This window comes from Caballeronia sp. A2-2 (genome assembly GCF_057612605.2).
In genome coordinates, this window is sequence record NZ_CM172587.1 from 227,789 (window position 1) to 243,831 (window position 16,043).

Below are 16,043 nucleotides of genomic sequence, written 5' to 3' on the forward strand. Positions count from 1 at the left end.
TCCGCTGCTTTCAGCGTTTTTTCTTCGTCGGACGCACGTAATCCGTGCGGCTGATCTGACGCTTCTCGTTGAGCACGAGTTCGCCGTCCGCCACGTCCTTCCACACGGTCGTGCCCGCCGCGATCGACACACCGTTGCCAATGCGCACCGGCGCCACAAGTTGCGTATCCGAGCCGATGAACACGTCATCGCCAATGACGGTGCGATGCTTGTTCGCGCCATCGTAATTACACGTGATGGTGCCCGCGCCGACATTCGTGCGCGCGCCGATATCCGAGTCGCCGATATAGGTCAAATGGTTCGCCTTCGAACCGTGGCCGATCACCGCGTTCTTCACTTCGACGAAGTTGCCGACATGCGATTCGTCGCCGAGCGCCGCGCCCGGACGCAGCCGCGCGTACGGCCCGAGCACCACGTTCGCGCCGGTCGTCGCGCCTTCGATATGCGTGTAGGCATCGACCTTCGTTCCCGCGCCGATGGTCGCATCGCGGATCACGCAGTTCGGGCCGATGCGCACGTTATCCGCAATCGTCACGTTGCCTTCGAACACGCAATTCACGTCGATGAACACATCCGCGCCACACGCGAGCGTGCCGCGCACGTCGATGCGCGCGGGATCGGCCAGCGTCACGCCCGCATCGAGCAGTTCGTACGCCACATTGCGTTGATGTACGCGCTCCAGTTCCGCAAGCTGCACCTTGCTGTTCACGCCGAGCGTTTCCCATTCGGCGTCCGGCTGCGCGGTCACCACATCGACGCCGGCTTCGATCGCGCGTTCGACGACATCGGTGAGATAGAACTCGCCCTGCGCGTTGTCGTTCTTCAGCGACGCGAGCCACGCTTCAAGCTGACGCGTCGGCGTCACGACGATGCCGGTGTTGATCTCCGCGATCTCCAGTTCGTCCGGCGATGCATCTTTTTGCTCGACGATCTTGCGCACGCGGCCGTTCGCATCGCGCACGATGCGACCGTAGCCGGTCGGGTTATCGACGGTGACGGTCAGCACGCCGTAGCGATCGGCGCCCGCCGCATCCATCAAACGGGTGAGCGTGCTGGCGCGCGTGAGCGGTACATCGCCGTAAAGCACGAGCGTGGGCACGGACGGATCGAGCAGCGGAATCGCCTGTTGAACGGCGTGGCCGGTCCCGAGTTGCTTGTCCTGCAGCGCGAACTGCACGTCCGGCGCGCCGACGGTTTCGCGAACCGTGTCTGCGCCGTGGCCGACGACCACGACCAGACGCGTCGGCTTGAGCGTGCGCGCGGTATCGATGACATGGGAAAGCAGCGGACGGCCCGCCAGCGGATGAAGCACTTTGGGCAGAGCGGAGCGCATGCGCTTGCCCATGCCCGCAGCCAGGATGACGATGTTCATTCTCGGAAGAAGCTCGTTTTAGGAATACTGGGCATGGTAGCACGCGAATATAGCGTGTCCGAGGCCCTGTCGCGACGCAGCACGATCGTGCGCCGCGCCTTGCGTGACAAGGCTTACAGGTCGTCGAACTGCACAATCGAAATGGCGTTGGACGGGGCTGCGGAATCGCTCGCGCACGGTTCGTCGTCGAAGGCGATATCGCCTTGCGGGTCCGCCTGACCGCTCGCGCGCAACCCGGCGAACGGAAACAACTCGCGATCCATCAGATGCGACGGCACCACGTTCGTCAGCGCGTTGAACATGTTGTCCACGCGGCCCGGAAAACGCTTGTCCCAGTCGCGCACGAGCGCCTTCATTTCCGCGCGCTTCAAGTTCGGCTGACTGCCGCACAGATTGCACGGGATGATCGGAAATTCGCGCAATTCGGCGTACTTTTCGAGGTCCGTTTCCTTCACGTAGGCGAGCGGCCGGATGACGATATTCTTGCCATCGTCCGATTGCAGCTTGGGCGGCATGCCCTTGAGCTTCCCGCCGTAAAACATATTGAGCAGAAGCGTCTGCAGAATGTCATCGCGATGATGCCCGAGCGCGATCTTGGTCGCGCCCAGTTCGCCCGCCACGCGATACAGAATGCCGCGCCGCAGCCGCGAGCAAAGCGAGCACGTCGTCTTGCCTTCCGGCACGAGCCGCTTGACGATGCTGTACGTGTCCTGATTCTCGATATGGAACGGGATATCGAGCTTGCTCAGATATTCCGGCAATACATGTTCCGGAAAGCCCGGCTGCTTCTGATCGAGGTTCACCGCGACGATATCGAAGTCGATCGGCGCGCGCTCACGCAGGCGCATGAGGATCTCGAGCATCGCGTAACTGTCCTTTCCGCCGGACAGACACACCATGACTTTATCGCCCTGCTCGATCATGTTGAAGTCGCCCACCGCCTGGCCGACCTGACGCGCCAGCCGCTTGAACAGCTTGTTGTTCTCGTACGCTTCCTTCTGCTGACGGCGGTTCAGCGCCTCGCGCGCGGGCTTCTGATCTTCGACGATTTCTTCACGCGCGTTCATGCCCGCTCCTCTTTGATGCGAAAGACTTCGACGCCCACCGCGTCGCAATCGGGATAGACGTCCGGCTTTTCGGTCGATACCGACACCGCACGCACGTTCGGATGCGCCAGCAGCGCGGCGGCGACGTCATCGCACAGGGTTTCCTGCAAATGGATGTGGCCACGCTGCACGCGCTGCGCGATGGTCGAGCGCATGAAGTCGTAATCGACCACTTCCGCGAGCTTGTCCGCGACCGGCGTGGACAGCGCGAGCGGCACATACAGTTCGACGTTGATGACCACGCGTTGCTCGCCGCGTTTCTCGAATTCATGCACACCGATATTGATGCGCACTTCGTAGTTGCGCAGAAAAAGCCGCCGGCAATCGGTCAGCCGGGGATGCGAAAGTGCGGCAAGCATGTGTTCTTCCAATAATGAGTCAGGACGCGCGTGATGGCTTTTGCGCGCCGAACAGGTACATCACATCGCGCGGGCTCGGCACCAGATGCTGGCCGCCATCGACGACGAGCGTCGTGCCCGTCACGCCGTGCGCGTTCGCCAGAAAGCACGCGGCCAGCGCGATGTCATCGACCGTCGATGCACGGTTGAGCGGTGTCACGCGATGCGCGGCTTCGAAGGATTCGGGCGTCTGCCCCGCGGAAATCAGCGTCAGCCCCGGCGCGAGTCCCACGACGCGCAGCTTCGGCCCGAGCGCCTGCGCCAGCGCGACGGTGGCGTTTTCAAGCGCCGCCTTGGTCAGCGTGTAGGACAGGTAATCCGGGTTCATGTTGTACAGCTTCTGGTCGAGCACGTTGATGACAACGCCGCGCTTCGCGTCCTCGTTCGCCGCTGAGTCGGGCGTGATTTCGTGCAGCATGCGCGCGAGCGTCAGCGGCGCGGCCACGTTGATGGCGGTCATCTCCAGCAATTTCGCGTAGGTGAAATCGGCGGCGGTGTCTTCATCGAAACGGGATGCGCAGTTCACCACCACGTTCAGCGCGCCGAAAGCCTCGATGCAGGCGGGCACCAGACGCTCGACTTCCGCCTCCACCGCCAAATCCGCTTTCAGCGCGATTGCGCGCCGTCCGAGCGATTCGATTTCCGCGACGGCTTCTTCAGCATCGGCGTCAGAGCCGCCGTAATGTACGGCGACGTCCCAGCCCTGGCGCGCGAATTCCAGCGCGATCCCGCGTCCGACGCGTTTGGCCGCGCCCGTCACGAGCACGACGCGGGCTTGCTGGACAGCGCCGGATGACGGCGCGTTGACGGAAGAAAACGACATGGAGGCACTCATTTACAATACTGGGATGAATCCGAACGCTCGACAAACTGACAGTTTACCTGTTCCGGGCCCCGAAGCACGGGCGCAATCCGAGGCTTTGACCGACCTGATCCGCGAGCGGATCGCGGCTGCGGGTGGATGGTTGCCTTTTGACCGCTATATGGATCTTGCGTTGTACGCGCCGGGGTTGGGGTATTACAGCGGCGGCGCCATGAAATTCGGGCGTCGTGGCGACGATGGAAGCGATTTCGTCACCGCGCCGGAATTGTCGCCGTTATTCGCGACGACGCTCGCGCGGCCTGTCGCGCAGGCGTTAAAGCGCAGCGGCACGCGGCAGTTGATGGAGTTCGGCGCGGGGACGGGCAAGCTCGCGGCTGGCTTGCTCAACGCGCTTGTCGCGCGGAGCGTGGATTTCGATACGTATTCGATTGTCGATCTGTCGGGTGAGTTGCGCTCGCGGCAGCGGGAGACTATCGAGAAGCTCGCGCCTTCGTTGCTGGACAAGGTGCGTTGGCTCGATTCGTTGCCTGACGCATTCGAAGGCGTGGTGATCGGCAATGAAGTGCTGGATGCCATGCCGGTGCGGCTTGTCGTTCGCAAGCTTGGCGCGTGGCATGAGCGTGGCGTCGTCTTGCTCGATGATCGCTTTGCCTTCGATGACCGGCCCGTTTCGCCTGATGAGCACATCTCCCTGATCGATGCCGCCATCGACGAGGCCAACGATGAGCCGTTTTCCGAGTATCTGACGGAGACGCAAGAGGCGGCGCTCGCCTTCACCCGCACCGTTTGCACGATGTTGACGCGCGGTGCGGCGTTCTTCATCGACTATGGATTTTCGCGGCGGGAGTTTTATCATGCGCAGCGTTCGACGGGGACGGTGATGTGTCATTACCGGCATCGGGCGCATTCGGATGTGTTTCTTTATCCGGGATTGCAGGATGTGACGGCGCATGTGGAGTTCACCGGTATCGCCGAGGCGGGGACTGAAGTTGGGGCGGATTTGCTCGGGTTCACTTCGCAAGCGCGGTTTCTTTTGAATGCCGGTATCACCGATGTGCTCGATGAGCTCGACCCTTCCGACGTCAAGCGGTTTTTGCCTGCGGCTAATGCTGTGCAGAAACTGCTTTCTGAAGCAGAGATGGGGGAGTTGTTTAAGGTGATCGCGTTTTCTCGCGGGGTTGAGGAGACGCTGGATGCGTTTTCTACGGGCGATCGGTCGCATTCACTATGATTCGATGGGTGCTCACTACGTTTCTTGCGCTTGCTATTCTTTCTGGGTCTTTGCCGTGGCTTAGGAAGATCGGGATCGGGAGATTGCCGGGGGATTTTACGTTGCGGATTTTTGGGCGGGAGTATTCGTTTCCGTTTATGTCGACAGTGGTTTTGTCGGTTTTACTGTCGTTGATTGCTCGGGTGTTTTGAGGGTTTATGTCGTTGGGTAAAGGGCTGCTGTTGGTTGGGGTTTTATTGCTGTAGCCGCCTCCCCGGCGGGGGGGTAACTTTCTTTGCTGCTGTGTATAGACGGGAGACATCGCTGACAAACGTACGAGGACATGGTTGACACTTTCGGGTACTGAAACCCCGGTGCCGACCATGACTTGGAACATAAAAGACACGATGAGCCTGCGACAAGAATTCGTTCATTTGGCCACTCAACACACCCTCACGATGACGGAGTTGTGCGAGCGCTTCAACATCAGCCGGCAGACCGGCTACAAATGGCTCAAGCGGGGCGAACAGGCGCTGGCCGATCGCTCGCGCCGTCCCGCCAGCAGTCCTTCGAAGAGTTCTGAGGCTATCGAGCAGGAAGTGGTTCGACTGCGTCTGGCCCATCCGTGCTGGGGCGGACGCAAAATCAGCCGACGCCTTCAGGATCTGGGCTTTGAAGGGGTGCCGCACCCCAGCACCGTGACTTCGATCCTGCATCGGCACCAACTCATCCTGCCGGCCGAGTCGGCGCGGAGCGAGCCCTGGAAGCGCTTTGAGCACGCGCAGCCCAACGCGCTCTGGCAGATGGATTTCAAGGGACACTTCGAGACGCTGGACAAGCAGCGCTGCAGTCCGCTGACCGTGCTCGATGACCATTCGCGCTTCAATATCCTGCTGCGTGCCTGTGGCCCGACCGACACCGCAGCCGTGCAGGCGGGGCTGTGCGAGGCGTTCGCACGGTATGGCTTGCCTGCGCGCATCAACACCGACAATGGTGCGCCGTGGGGCTCGCCCAGCAGTCCGGGGCAACTCACCGAACTGGCGGTGTGGCTGATCCGGCTGGACATCGGCATCAGCTACAGCCGGCCCTATCACCCGCAGACCAATGGCAAGGAGGAACGGTTTCACCGCACCCTGAAGGCCGAAGTCCTGAACGGGCGATGCTATGAGAACCTGGAGCGCGTGCAGACGGTGTTTGAGCGCTGGCGCATCGTCTATAACTGCGAGCGGCCGCACGAGGCAATCGGCATGGCCACCCCCGAGAGCCGTTATCGGGCAAGCTCGCGCGCGTATCCCTCCGTCCTGCCGGAGATCGAGTACAGCCCGGACGACGTGGTGATGAAGGTCAGATCGGGTGGGCGCGTGGACTTCGAAGGACGACGCATCAAGCTATCCAACGCGCTTTATGGGCTGCCGGTTGCGGCTCGTGCAAAGCCGGGTGAAGACGGGGTATTTGACGTCTGGTTTGCCCATCATCGGATCATGACACTTGACCTGAGGAGCGAAAAAGCCTGACCATAAAACTGTCAACGATGTCCTCGTACATCTGTCAACCATGTCTCCGGTCTATACACTGCTGCAAAGAAAGTCACCAAAGAAAGCAGCTTTTTACCCCATGCTCGATGGCTGGGAAGTGTTGGTCTGGATTAACCATACAGTGGCCGCGTTAGGACGTCCGTCGGTTGGTTAAGCGTGTGGGCAACCTAGCGATTTCGCGCTCGAATCCTCTTGCCTTAGTGGACCGCATTCATTCCTTCGGCCATGCGCTGCGCGCGCCGAGAGCGTAAGAACGGAATCCCGCAGCGTGCATGTGTCCAGCCACCTCAAACAACATCGCACCCGCGCCATTGGGCCCTACGTTGGTTAGGGCTCCGACTAAAAGCGAACTTCAACAAAGCACCACTTGCCGAAATGAGTTTAGGCCTGTGTCGCCATGGCTTTTGCCAGAAGCGCTAACCAAGGTAGGGCCGAATAACAATCTTGCGGGAAAGCGTGAGGTGGCTGGGCGCTTATACGCTGCGGGATTCCGTTCTTACGTTCTCGGCGCGCGCAGCGCATGGCCGAAAGAATGACTGCGGTCCACTAAGAGAAGATTTTTCGAGCGCGCAATCGCGAGGTTGCCTAAGCGGCTTGTTATGCGTGGAAATTCCTATTGCGGTCACTGTATCGGTTAATCCAGACCAACCCTTTCCAGCCATCGTGCATGGGGTAAAAGCTGCTTTCTTTGGTGACTTTCTTTGCAGCAGCAAAGAAAGTTACCCCCCCGCCGGGGAGGCGGCTACTGCATAAACAACACAAACAGCAGCAGCCCATTGCACCACAACAGAACAACAAAATCAGAGAACCTGCTGAACTGCAGAAACCCGCGCCATATGAACCGCATCCTTAATCCGAGAAGGTTCCCCCGCAAACCCTTGCGCAATAGACCCCGCATCAACCCCCCGCGCAGCCAAAAGCCCATCCCGTAACCGCTCAGCCTGCGGATAAGGCGCAGCCTCAAACCCCACCCTCCCCCGAGCATCCGCCAAACAAGCCTGCAACGCTTCAGCAAACCGCGCAGGTTTCCTCAACGCATCGCACCGTTCAAAAAGCCTCACGAGCGCCGCCGCGCCGAACTCCATCACCCGATGAATATTCCCATGCTCGCGCGCCACCAGAACCGCAAGATCACGACATTCGTTCGGCACGCGCAAGCGCTCACACAGAGGCCGAAGCAAATCCACACTCCGCCCCTCATGCCCGATATGCCTCGGCAATACATCATCCGGCGTGGTGGCCTTGCCCAGATCATGCGTCAACGCAGCAAACCGCACCGGCAATGCGAAACCCTGCGACGCCGCGTAATCGACCACCATCATCACGTGAATACCGGTATCGACTTCAGGGTGATAGTCGGAGCGCTGCGGCACGCCCCACAACGCATCCACCTCGGGCAAAATCCGCGCAAGCGCGCCGCAACCGCGCAAGACATCGAACATGCGCGAAGGCTTGCGCTCCATCAATCCACGCGAGACTTCCTGCCACACGCGCTCGGGCACAAGCGCATCGACTTCGCCGGCATCGACCATCTTCTTCATGAGCGCGTCGGTTTCCGGCGCAATGGTGAAGTCCGCGAACCGCGCAGCAAAACGCGCCAGCCGCAAAATGCGCACAGGATCTTCGACAAACGCCTCGCCCACGTGACGAAACAACCGATTCGAAAGATCCGCCTGCCCATCGAACGGATCGATGATCGGCCCAGTCAGCCCGCCATCCGGCTTCACCTCACGCGCCATCGCATTGATGGTCAGATCGCGCCGCGCCAAATCCTCTTCGAGCGTCACGTCCGGCGAATAGTAAAACTGGAACCCGTGATACCCCGCCGCCGTCTTGCGCTCGGTCCGCGCCAACGCGTATTCCTCCTGCGTGCGCGGATGAAGAAACACCGGAAAATCCTTGCCCACCGGCCGATAACCCTGCGCCACCATCTGCTCGGGCGTCGCGCCGACGACGACATAATCGCGATCCACCACCGGCTGACCCAGCAACGCATCGCGGATAGCGCCGCCTACTGCGTAGATATTCATCGCGCCACTTCCTGTCTCGCCGCATCGATCCATTCGGCGACGGCTGGCAGCGCCGTGACCGCATCGGTATAAGCGCGCGACTGCGCGTTCAACACCGGCGCGTACGAATTGAAGCGCATGACGACCGGCGCGAACATGGCGTCCGCGATACCGAACTCGCCGAACAAAAACGGGCCGCCCGACTTCGTGAGGCATTCATCCCAGATCGCCTCGATGCGCGCGATATTCGCCAACACCTCTGGCGTCTCGCCGACACCCGCCGCGTGCGTGCAAATCTCCATCGGCATGTTCTGGCGCAAGTCCGCGAACCCCGCGTGCATCTCGGCGCTGATGCTTCGTGCATGCGCGCGCGCGACCGCATCGCGCGGCCACATGGCGTACTGCGGATGCTGCTCGGCAATCGTCTCCACGATGGCAAGCGATTCCCACACCGCATCGCCGGAATCGGTGATGAGACAAGGCACCTTGCCCGAAGCCGTCACTTCAAGAATGCGCGCCTTCGAATCGGGTTGATTCAAGCGGATCAACACCTCGTCGAACGGAATGCCGAAGTGCCGCAGCACGAGCCACGGCCGCATCGACCACGAAGAAACGTTCTTGTCACCGATTACGAGTTTCATGCGAAAAAAAGAAGGCTATCTGTGCGCCGTGGCGCGGAAGGCATCGAAGCGCGAACGCGGCGATTGGCCGGTGAGATAAAGCGGCGCGATGGTCTCGATGCTCGCGGCATCGTCGATGCCGAGTTCCGGCGCAAGCGGCGCGCTCGCGATGTTCGGCGTTTTCATCGAATCCAGATTGTCGCGCGAAATGATCGGCTCGCCGGGCGCGAGTTCCATGGTCATCGCCTGAAGGCGGCCGAGGCTTTCCGGCAACTTGACGATGCGCGCATGCTTGCCGATGGTCGCGCCCGCGAAGCGCACGAGTTCCGCAAGCGTGTAGACGTGCGGACCCGCGAGTTCGTAGGTCATGCCGTTGGCGGCATCCAGATCGAGCACGTTGACCATGGCTTTCGCGACATCGCCGACGAATATCGGTTGGAATTGCGCATCCGCACACGCAAGCGGAATGATCGGGAACACGCGTTCGAGAAAGGCAAATTGATTGAGCAGATTGTCTTCGGGGCCGAACACCACCGAACTGCGGAAGATCGTCCAGTCGAGGCCCGAGTCGCGGATCGCGCGCTCGCCATCGCCCTTCGAGCGCAGATACATGCTCGGCCCTTGCGAATCCGCGCCAATCGCGCTCATGTGAATAAGCCGCCGCACGCCCTTCGCCTGGCACGCCGCCGCGATCTTGCGCGGCAGTTCGACGTGCGCTTTCGCGAACTCCGGTCCATACGGTTCGCCACGACTACCCTGCAATACGCCCACGAGATTGATGACCGCATCCGCCTGATCGATGAACGCGGCCAGTTGCACCGGATCGTGGATATCGGTTTCGATCACATCGATCGGCAGCAACGTCAGATGCGATGCGCTCGCGCGCCGCCGCGTCGCCAGCCGCACGTTCTTGCCAAGCTCGACGAGCGCGTTGACCAGATGACTGCCGATGAACCCCGAACCGCCGATGAGCGCTACTTGTTGGTGTCGCATATTCGCCTCTTTGAGTTGCGGCCCGTGTGGAATCTGGATGCGGCAAAACAGAAGCGAGCGCACAAAAACAAACGCCCGCGCGCCCTTCCGTTCGTTTCGCCGATGTTCGACGAGCGCCGGAGGACGCGCGGACGTGAGCAAAGCTCAACGCACAGTCAAGGCGCGATATAACCCAAACGTGCCTTCAACGACTGCGGACGGCCCTCGAACAACACGGCGTAGTACACGGTGTTCGACAGCACGTTCTGCACGTAATCGCGAGTCTCGGCGAACGGAATGGTTTCAGCAAAAACCGCGCCCTCGACCGGCGCGCGCAAGTCTTGACGCCACTGACGCGGCCGGCCCGGTCCCGCGTTGTAGCCGGCGGTGGCGAGCACGGGCGAGTTGTCGAATTGATTGTAGACCATCGACAGGTAATTCGTACCGAGCAGAATGTTGGTGTTGATGTCGTTCATCTGCGCGCGCGACACGGTGCCCAAACCGATTTTCTTGGCGACGAGTTGCGCCGTGCCGGGCATCAACTGCATCAAGCCACCCGCGCCGACTTCCGACTTCGCGTTGATGATAAAACGCGACTCCTGACGAATCAGCCCATACGCCCATTCGACATCGAGCCCGGTGTCTTTTGCATCGCGCTCGACGATATCGCGGAACGGCGAGAGGTAACGCAGCGTGAAGTCGTGCTCGGTCTTGGTCTTGTCGGCCGTGTTCACCGTGCGGTCGAACATTTCGATGCGCCGCGCATACTCCGCCGCCGCGATCAACTGGCGATCGGTCATGCTGCGCAACGGCCAGTTCCATTCGCGGTTGCCTTCGAGCCGCATGTTCAGCGCGTAGAAACGCTGCGATAGTGCGAAGCCGGGCACGGACTGCATTTGCGTGACTTCGGCATCTGAAACCGTGGTGCGCGGCGGCATGCCGATCTTCTGACCGAGTTCTTCAAGCGAGAGCTGGCCGTAGAAGTTGAATTGATCCGCGATGCTCTGGAATTCCTGATTCGCCGTGGCCGTATCGCCCGCCTGCTTGACCGCGCGCGCGTGCCAGTACACCCACGATGGCTGGCTGCGCAGCGCAGGCGGCATCTGTTCGATGGACCAGCGCACCATGTTCCAGTCGCCCGCGAGCAGCGCGCTGCGCGTGCGCCATTCGTACGCGGGATTGGACAACTGCGCGTTGGCCGACAGCCGATACCAATCCGCCGCCGACGGCATGCGCTTCAAAGCCGCCTGATAACCGATGGTGCCCCAGCCGATCGAACGCTCCTGCGCGGTCAGACTCGGCGCGACGGAGGAGAACGTGGCCGCCGCCATGGCGGGATCGTTGCGCGCCATGCGCGTGATCGCCAGCAAGGTCAGTTGATGCGCGGGTGTGTTGAGCGCGACGCCGCGCGCGAGATAGACGGGCGGCTTGTTGACGGCATCGTCCAGCAACTCGGGCTTGGGTTTTTCCTGACCGAGCGCATCGACGATATTGAGGCCGGTGGACGTGTAGTTCTGCTCGTAGGCGAGGCGAATTTGCTGCCAGATGTCGTCGGTGGTGAACTGGCCAGACTCCGCGAGCGCGCCGATCAGATCGACGCAGCCATCGCCATACCATTTCGGTTCGACGAGCAACGCGCGCGCGGCATCCGCCACGTTCTCGCCGCGCGACATACGTGCTTCGAGCGCGTAGCACTTGACCTGCGTGTCGTCGTTGAGCACGAAGCGCGCGTATTGCTGCTGGAAGTTCTTCCAGTCGTGACGGCTGCCGAGCACGACCAGATAGTCGTTGCGCATGCGGTCCGCGATGGCTTGCCCGTCATAACGTTGAAGGAACGAAAGCACCGGCGCGTCCGGTGCGTCGATGCGCGCGTGGCCTTGCGAATCGAACAACTGCGGCTTGATGGTGAAGTACTCGACGTAACTCGGCGCGAAGTAATTCAGCGGCAATTGCGCGGCGAGCACGGCGGCTTTCGCCGGGTCGTTGGCGCGCGCGGCATCGCGTAATTGCAGAAAGGTTTTATCGTCCGACGAGGGCGAATAATCGGCATCGGGACGAACGGCGGAGGCCGTCCCGCAAGCGACGAGCGTCACCACGGCAAGGGCTGAACCGACCGCGAGATATACTCGCTTGAGGCGTTTTGACATCGTTAATTCTGGAGCGCTAATTGGTCCTAAGATCGGTTCAGAGCATAGCACGCGAGCATTCCTCGGAACTAAACCCGGAGGCGAAAAAAGAACCGAAAAGCGCATTGCGCGCGAGATTGCTCGCGAATCGTGAAGCGCTCAAGGAAAACCCGCTCCGAGGCGGCATGGAGCAAGCGCTCGCTGCGCGGCTTTCGCATTTGTTGGATGAACGCGCGGTGTCATCGGTCGGGCTCTATTGGCCGGTAGCCGGTGAGTTCGATGCACGCGCCGTCGTCACTCAATGGCTCGCCGCCGATCCCACGCGTGAAGCCGCGCTGCCGATCGTCGTCCAGCCGCATGCCGCGATGGTCTTTCACGCATGGCACGCGCAGATGCCGATGAAGGAGGGCCGCTATCGCATTCCCGTGCCGGCGGAAGAGCGCGTGATCGTGCCGGAACTTCTGCTGGTGCCGTGCGTGGGTTTCGATGAACAGCGCTTTCGGCTTGGATATGGCGGCGGATATTACGACCGTACGCTTGCCGCATGGCCCGATGGCAAAAAGCCGGTCACCATCGGCGTTGCGTTCGAGGCGGGCAAGTGCGAAGCGTTGCCGCGCGAAACGCACGACATGCCGCTGGATGTGGTCATCACCGAAACGCGCACGTATTAAAGCGAAGCCGCCGCCCGCGCCGCCGAGTCATACAAGCCCGACGCGTTCCGCATCAACTGCGCGGCCTCGCCAATTTGCTCGTTCGTCAGCCCGCTTTCGCGCAGCGTCGACATGAGGCAGCTTTCCCGCACTTCACGATATTTCCCGCACAGTTCCCGCCCTGCTTCCGTCGCGGAGAAAAACACTTCCTTCCCCGTCTTCTCGCTCTTCACAAACCCACGCGCGACCAGCTTCTTGAGCGCGTAAGTCGCAACATGCGTGTCCTCGATATTCAGCACGAAGCAGATATCCGCGAGCTTCTTCTTCCGGTCGCGATGACTCACGTGATGCAGCAACGACACTTCCACCGCCGTCATATCCTTCGCGCCCGCCGCCGACATGCAGCGCACCATCCAGCGATTGAAGGCGTTGCTCACCATGATGAGCCCGTACTCGAACTCCGACAGTTCCGCGCTGACTTCGGAGACGAGATGCTCCGACGAGACGATCTTGGTAGGGTGACGGGACATGGCAGTGACCGGTGAAAAGTGCGTTCGCCAGTAACCCGACGCATTCGGGAAACACCTGAGGCAAACGCGAATTGATAAATTGTTGATAATTTATTGACAATGTAACATTGTGAGATAGCGTTGATGGAAATTTTCGCGCTCAGTTTTCGGGACCAAACAGGCATGACGACACCTCGTATCCATCCGCTCGGCGACACAGCGCTCGTATGTGAAATCGCGCCGCCCGCACCGCTCGACTGCCAGCGGCGAATCTGGGCGCTGGCGGATGTCGCGCACCTGATGCCGAACGTCATCGAAGTGGTGCCGGGAATGAACAATCTGACGATCGTGTTCGATCCGCTGCAAGCCGACTACGAAGCGCTCGCCGCGCAACTCGAAAGCGGCTGGCACAACGTCAGCGCCGCCGAAACGAACGGTGCCGAAGTCGAAATTCCCGTGCATTACGGCGGCGAAGACGGCCCCGATCTCGCTGCGCTCGCCAAACACGCGGGCTTGTCCGTCGATGAAGTCGTGAAGCGTCACACCGAAGGCGAATACATCGTGTTCTTTCTCGGTTTTCAGCCGGGTTTCGCCTATCTCGGCGGACTGGATGCCGCGCTGCACATGCCGCGCCGCGCCGAACCGCGACTCGAAGTGCCGGCCGGTTCGGTCGGCATCGGCGGGGCACAGACGGGGATTTATCCGGCCGTCTCACCGGGCGGATGGCAACTGCTCGGGCGCACCGACCTCAAACTATTCGATCCGTCGCGCAATCCGCCCACGCTCATGCAACCCGGCGACCGCGTGCGCTTCACCGCGCTGGAGGTGCGGGCATGATCGACGTGTTGCGCGCGGGCGTGCTCACTTCCGTGCAGGATCTCGGGCGTCACGGTTATCGGCATCTGGGCGTCAGTTCGGGCGGAGCGCTGGATGCGCTCTCGCTCGAAATCGGCAATCGCATCGTCGGGAACAAGCCGGATGCGGCGGGCATCGAGGTGACGTTCGGGCCGACCGTGCTGCGCTTCAAGCATGCGACGCGCGTCGCCATCACCGGGACGGATTTCAGCGCGACGCTCGACGATAAAGCGGTCTATTCGTGGTGGAGTCTGCCGGTGCGCGCGGGACAGGAATTGACGCTGCGCGCCGCCAAACGCGGCATGCGCGCGTACGTGGCCATCGCGGGTGGCATCGATGTCTTGCCGATGCTCGGCTCGCGCAGCACTGACCTTGGCGCGGGTTTCGGCGGCCTCGGCGGACGCGCCCTGCGCGATGGCGACCGTCTGCCGATCGGCGTGCCGCAGCCGCACAAGGGCATCGCGTTTTCGCCGGAAGAACCGGCGTTCGGCGTGAAAGCGCCCGCGTGGTGCAAATTCGTCCTCGTCGATGAACCGTTGCGCCGCGGCCGCCACGCGCCGGGGCTGGCGTGGGCCGTGCCGATTCGCGTGCTGCGCGGCCCGGAATATGCAAGCTTCACCGAACAGGCCCGGCGCGATTTCTGGGACGAGGAATGGACCATCACGCCGAACAGCAATCGCATGGGTTTTCGTCTGGCGGGCACGCAACTCGAACGCGGCGACAAGACCGAACTGCTTTCCCACGCGGTCTTGCCCGGCACGATTCAGGTGCCGCCGAACGGCCAGCCCATCGTCCTGATGGGCGATGCACAGAGCACCGGCGGCTATCCGAAGATCGGCGTCGTCATCAAGGCGGATTTGTGGAAGCTCGCGCAAATCCGGCTGAACGGAGGCGTGCGGTTCATCGAGACATCGGTGGAGGAAGCGCGCCACGCGCTGGCGGAAGAACGGCAATACGTGCGCCAGGTCGAAACGGCCATCGCGATGCACGAAGAACGCATCGCGCAATAACCGACACCACTTTTGAAAGCGACATCATCATGCAAATCGATCTGAACGCCGATCTCGGCGAAGGCTGCGGCACCGACGAAGCGCTGCTCGATCTCGTCAGTTCCGCCAACATCGCGTGCGGCTGGCACGCGGGCGGCGCCACCGCCATGCGCGAATGCGTGCGCTGGGCGGTGGACAAGGGCGTGGCCATCGGCGCGCATCCGAGTTTCAACGATCCCGAGAACTTCGGCCGCAAGGAAATGGATCTGCCGCCCGAGGAAATCTACGCGGGCGTGCTGTATCAACTCGGCGCGTTATCGGCTATCGCGCAGGCGGCAGGCGGGCGTATCGCGCACGTCAAGCCGCACGGCGCGCTGTACAACCAGGCGGCGAAGAACGCTGAAATCGCCGATGCCATCGCCTCCGCCGTGCATGACTTCGATCCCTCGCTGCTGCTGTTCGGGCTCGCCAACAGCGGTCTGATCGATGCCGCGCATCGCGCAGGCCTCACGGCCATCGAAGAAGTGTTCGCGGATCGCGGCTATCGCGCCGATGGTTCGCTCGTGCCGCGCAAAGAGCCCGGCGCGCTGCTCGACGACGAGAACCAAGTGCTCGACCGCACGCTCGCGATGGTGCGCGAGCAGCGCGTGCAGGCCGTGTCGGGCGAATGGGTGCCGCTCAACGCGCAGACCATCTGCCTGCACGGCGACGGCGCGCACGCGCTGGCCTTCGCGCGGCGCATTCGTGGCGCGCTGAGCGAGGCGGGCATCGACATTTGCGCCGCGCGCGCCGCCGCCTGATCCGATTCACGCAAGAAACAAACGCCCCGCCCGCCGGGGCGTTTGAACAAAAGAAAGCAAGAAACCACG

16 protein-coding genes are annotated in these 16,043 nt (G+C 61.7%); 7 read left to right on the top strand and 9 right to left on the bottom strand.

Going from position 1 to position 16,043, the window contains the following annotated elements:
• Positions 1 to 10: 10 nt before the first annotated feature.
• From glmU to ACZCWR_RS01195, 4 genes are all read right to left on the bottom strand, one after another.
• A complete protein-coding gene (gene glmU, locus ACZCWR_RS01180) occupies positions 11 to 1,372 on the bottom strand; it encodes a bifunctional UDP-N-acetylglucosamine diphosphorylase/glucosamine-1-phosphate N-acetyltransferase GlmU (RefSeq protein WP_487301929.1) in 1,362 nt (453 codons plus the stop codon).
• 113 nt (positions 1,373 to 1,485) lie between these two features.
• Positions 1,486 to 2,439 (bottom strand): tRNA 2-thiocytidine(32) synthetase TtcA, encoded by a 954-nt coding sequence (gene ttcA, locus ACZCWR_RS01185; protein WP_487301930.1) that lies wholly within the window; start codon positions 2,437 to 2,439, stop codon positions 1,486 to 1,488.
• Positions 2,436 to 2,837 (bottom strand): dihydroneopterin aldolase, encoded by a 402-nt coding sequence (locus tag ACZCWR_RS01190; RefSeq protein WP_487301931.1) that lies wholly within the window; start codon positions 2,835 to 2,837, stop codon positions 2,436 to 2,438. Before ACZCWR_RS01190 ends, ttcA begins: the two co-directional genes overlap by 4 nt.
• 19 nt (positions 2,838 to 2,856) lie before the next feature.
• Complete coding sequence (locus ACZCWR_RS01195) at positions 2,857 to 3,711, bottom strand: SDR family oxidoreductase (protein ID WP_487301932.1); 855 nt, start codon at positions 3,709 to 3,711, stop codon at positions 2,857 to 2,859.
• Between the two features lie 13 nt (positions 3,712 to 3,724).
• Between ACZCWR_RS01195 and ACZCWR_RS01200 the strand changes: the two genes are divergently transcribed.
• The 3 genes from ACZCWR_RS01200 to ACZCWR_RS01210 all read left to right on the top strand — a co-directional run bounded on the left by ACZCWR_RS01200 (position 3,725) and on the right by ACZCWR_RS01210 (position 6,423).
• Complete coding sequence (locus tag ACZCWR_RS01200; protein WP_487303205.1) at positions 3,725 to 4,930, top strand: class I SAM-dependent methyltransferase; 1,206 nt, start codon at positions 3,725 to 3,727, stop codon at positions 4,928 to 4,930.
• Positions 4,927 to 5,121, top strand: coding sequence for a DUF2905 domain-containing protein (locus tag ACZCWR_RS01205; protein ID WP_487301933.1), 195 nt, complete (start codon positions 4,927 to 4,929; stop codon positions 5,119 to 5,121). Before ACZCWR_RS01200 ends, ACZCWR_RS01205 begins: the two co-directional genes overlap by 4 nt.
• Before the next feature lie 171 nt (positions 5,122 to 5,292).
• Positions 5,293 to 6,423 (top strand): IS481 family transposase, encoded by a 1,131-nt coding sequence (locus tag ACZCWR_RS01210; protein WP_487300626.1) that lies wholly within the window; start codon positions 5,293 to 5,295, stop codon positions 6,421 to 6,423.
• Positions 6,424 to 7,244: 821 nt separating this feature from the next.
• Here ACZCWR_RS01210 and ACZCWR_RS01215 read toward each other — a convergent pair.
• The 4 genes from ACZCWR_RS01215 to ACZCWR_RS01230 all read right to left on the bottom strand — a co-directional run bounded on the left by ACZCWR_RS01215 (position 7,245) and on the right by ACZCWR_RS01230 (position 12,192).
• The gene (locus ACZCWR_RS01215; protein ID WP_487301934.1) at positions 7,245 to 8,474 is read right to left on the bottom strand and encodes a multifunctional CCA addition/repair protein; all 1,230 of its coding nucleotides are present in this window, start codon (positions 8,472 to 8,474) and stop codon (positions 7,245 to 7,247) included.
• Positions 8,471 to 9,094, bottom strand: coding sequence for a glutathione S-transferase family protein (locus ACZCWR_RS01220; protein ID WP_487301935.1), 624 nt, complete (start codon positions 9,092 to 9,094; stop codon positions 8,471 to 8,473). The genes ACZCWR_RS01215 and ACZCWR_RS01220 overlap by 4 nt, the downstream gene beginning before the upstream one ends.
• A 15-nt stretch (positions 9,095 to 9,109) precedes the next feature.
• Positions 9,110 to 10,066, bottom strand: coding sequence for a complex I NDUFA9 subunit family protein (locus tag ACZCWR_RS01225; RefSeq protein ID WP_487301936.1), 957 nt, complete (start codon positions 10,064 to 10,066; stop codon positions 9,110 to 9,112).
• A gap of 155 nt (positions 10,067 to 10,221) precedes the next feature.
• A complete protein-coding gene (locus tag ACZCWR_RS01230; RefSeq protein ID WP_487301937.1) occupies positions 10,222 to 12,192 on the bottom strand; it encodes a lytic transglycosylase domain-containing protein in 1,971 nt (656 codons plus the stop codon).
• A gap of 116 nt (positions 12,193 to 12,308) precedes the next feature.
• On the opposite strand from ACZCWR_RS01230, the gene ACZCWR_RS01235 reads away from it, so the two are divergent.
• Positions 12,309 to 12,842: a 5-formyltetrahydrofolate cyclo-ligase gene (locus ACZCWR_RS01235; RefSeq protein WP_487303206.1), complete on the top strand. Its 534-nt coding sequence runs from the start codon at positions 12,309 to 12,311 to the stop codon at positions 12,840 to 12,842.
• Here ACZCWR_RS01235 and ACZCWR_RS01240 read toward each other — a convergent pair.
• Entirely contained in the window at positions 12,839 to 13,351 is a 513-nt protein-coding gene (locus tag ACZCWR_RS01240; RefSeq protein ID WP_487301938.1) for a winged helix DNA-binding protein, read from the bottom strand. The genes ACZCWR_RS01235 and ACZCWR_RS01240 overlap by 4 nt on opposite strands.
• A 162-nt stretch (positions 13,352 to 13,513) precedes the next feature.
• On the opposite strand from ACZCWR_RS01240, the gene pxpB reads away from it, so the two are divergent.
• Genes pxpB through pxpA form a run of 3 tightly spaced genes read left to right on the top strand, consistent with a single transcriptional unit; the run spans position 13,514 to position 15,974 of the window.
• Positions 13,514 to 14,167: a 5-oxoprolinase subunit PxpB gene (gene pxpB, locus ACZCWR_RS01245; protein WP_487301939.1), complete on the top strand. Its 654-nt coding sequence runs from the start codon at positions 13,514 to 13,516 to the stop codon at positions 14,165 to 14,167.
• On the top strand, positions 14,164 to 15,195 hold the full coding sequence (locus tag ACZCWR_RS01250) for a 5-oxoprolinase subunit C family protein (protein ID WP_487301940.1): 1,032 nt from the start codon (positions 14,164 to 14,166) through the stop codon (positions 15,193 to 15,195). Before pxpB ends, ACZCWR_RS01250 begins: the two co-directional genes overlap by 4 nt.
• Before the next feature lie 29 nt (positions 15,196 to 15,224).
• Entirely contained in the window at positions 15,225 to 15,974 is a 750-nt protein-coding gene (gene pxpA, locus ACZCWR_RS01255) for a 5-oxoprolinase subunit PxpA (RefSeq protein WP_487301941.1), read from the top strand.
• Positions 15,975 to 16,043: the final 69 nt, after the last annotated feature.

Coding starts and splice junctions, on each gene's coding strand:
- ACZCWR_RS01205 (WP_487301933.1), top strand. CDS start 4,927: ATGATTCGATGGGTGCTCACTACGTTTCTTGCGCTTGCTATTCTTTCT.
- ACZCWR_RS01225 (WP_487301936.1), bottom strand. CDS start 10,066: ATGCGACACCAACAAGTAGCGCTCATCGGCGGTTCGGGGTTCATCGGC.
- ACZCWR_RS01215 (WP_487301934.1), bottom strand. CDS start 8,474: ATGAATATCTACGCAGTAGGCGGCGCTATCCGCGATGCGTTGCTGGGT.
- ACZCWR_RS01230 (WP_487301937.1), bottom strand. CDS start 12,192: ATGTCAAAACGCCTCAAGCGAGTATATCTCGCGGTCGGTTCAGCCCTT.
- pxpA (WP_487301941.1), top strand. CDS start 15,225: ATGCAAATCGATCTGAACGCCGATCTCGGCGAAGGCTGCGGCACCGAC.
- glmU (WP_487301929.1), bottom strand. CDS start 1,372: ATGAACATCGTCATCCTGGCTGCGGGCATGGGCAAGCGCATGCGCTCC.
- ACZCWR_RS01200 (WP_487303205.1), top strand. CDS start 3,725: ATGAATCCGAACGCTCGACAAACTGACAGTTTACCTGTTCCGGGCCCC.
- ACZCWR_RS01240 (WP_487301938.1), bottom strand. CDS start 13,351: ATGTCCCGTCACCCTACCAAGATCGTCTCGTCGGAGCATCTCGTCTCC.
- ACZCWR_RS01190 (WP_487301931.1), bottom strand. CDS start 2,837: ATGCTTGCCGCACTTTCGCATCCCCGGCTGACCGATTGCCGGCGGCTT.
- ACZCWR_RS01220 (WP_487301935.1), bottom strand. CDS start 9,094: ATGAAACTCGTAATCGGTGACAAGAACGTTTCTTCGTGGTCGATGCGG.
- ACZCWR_RS01210 (WP_487300626.1), top strand. CDS start 5,293: ATGACTTGGAACATAAAAGACACGATGAGCCTGCGACAAGAATTCGTT.
- ttcA (WP_487301930.1), bottom strand. CDS start 2,439: ATGAACGCGCGTGAAGAAATCGTCGAAGATCAGAAGCCCGCGCGCGAG.
- pxpB (WP_487301939.1), top strand. CDS start 13,514: ATGACGACACCTCGTATCCATCCGCTCGGCGACACAGCGCTCGTATGT.
- ACZCWR_RS01195 (WP_487301932.1), bottom strand. CDS start 3,711: ATGAGTGCCTCCATGTCGTTTTCTTCCGTCAACGCGCCGTCATCCGGC.
- ACZCWR_RS01250 (WP_487301940.1), top strand. CDS start 14,164: ATGATCGACGTGTTGCGCGCGGGCGTGCTCACTTCCGTGCAGGATCTC.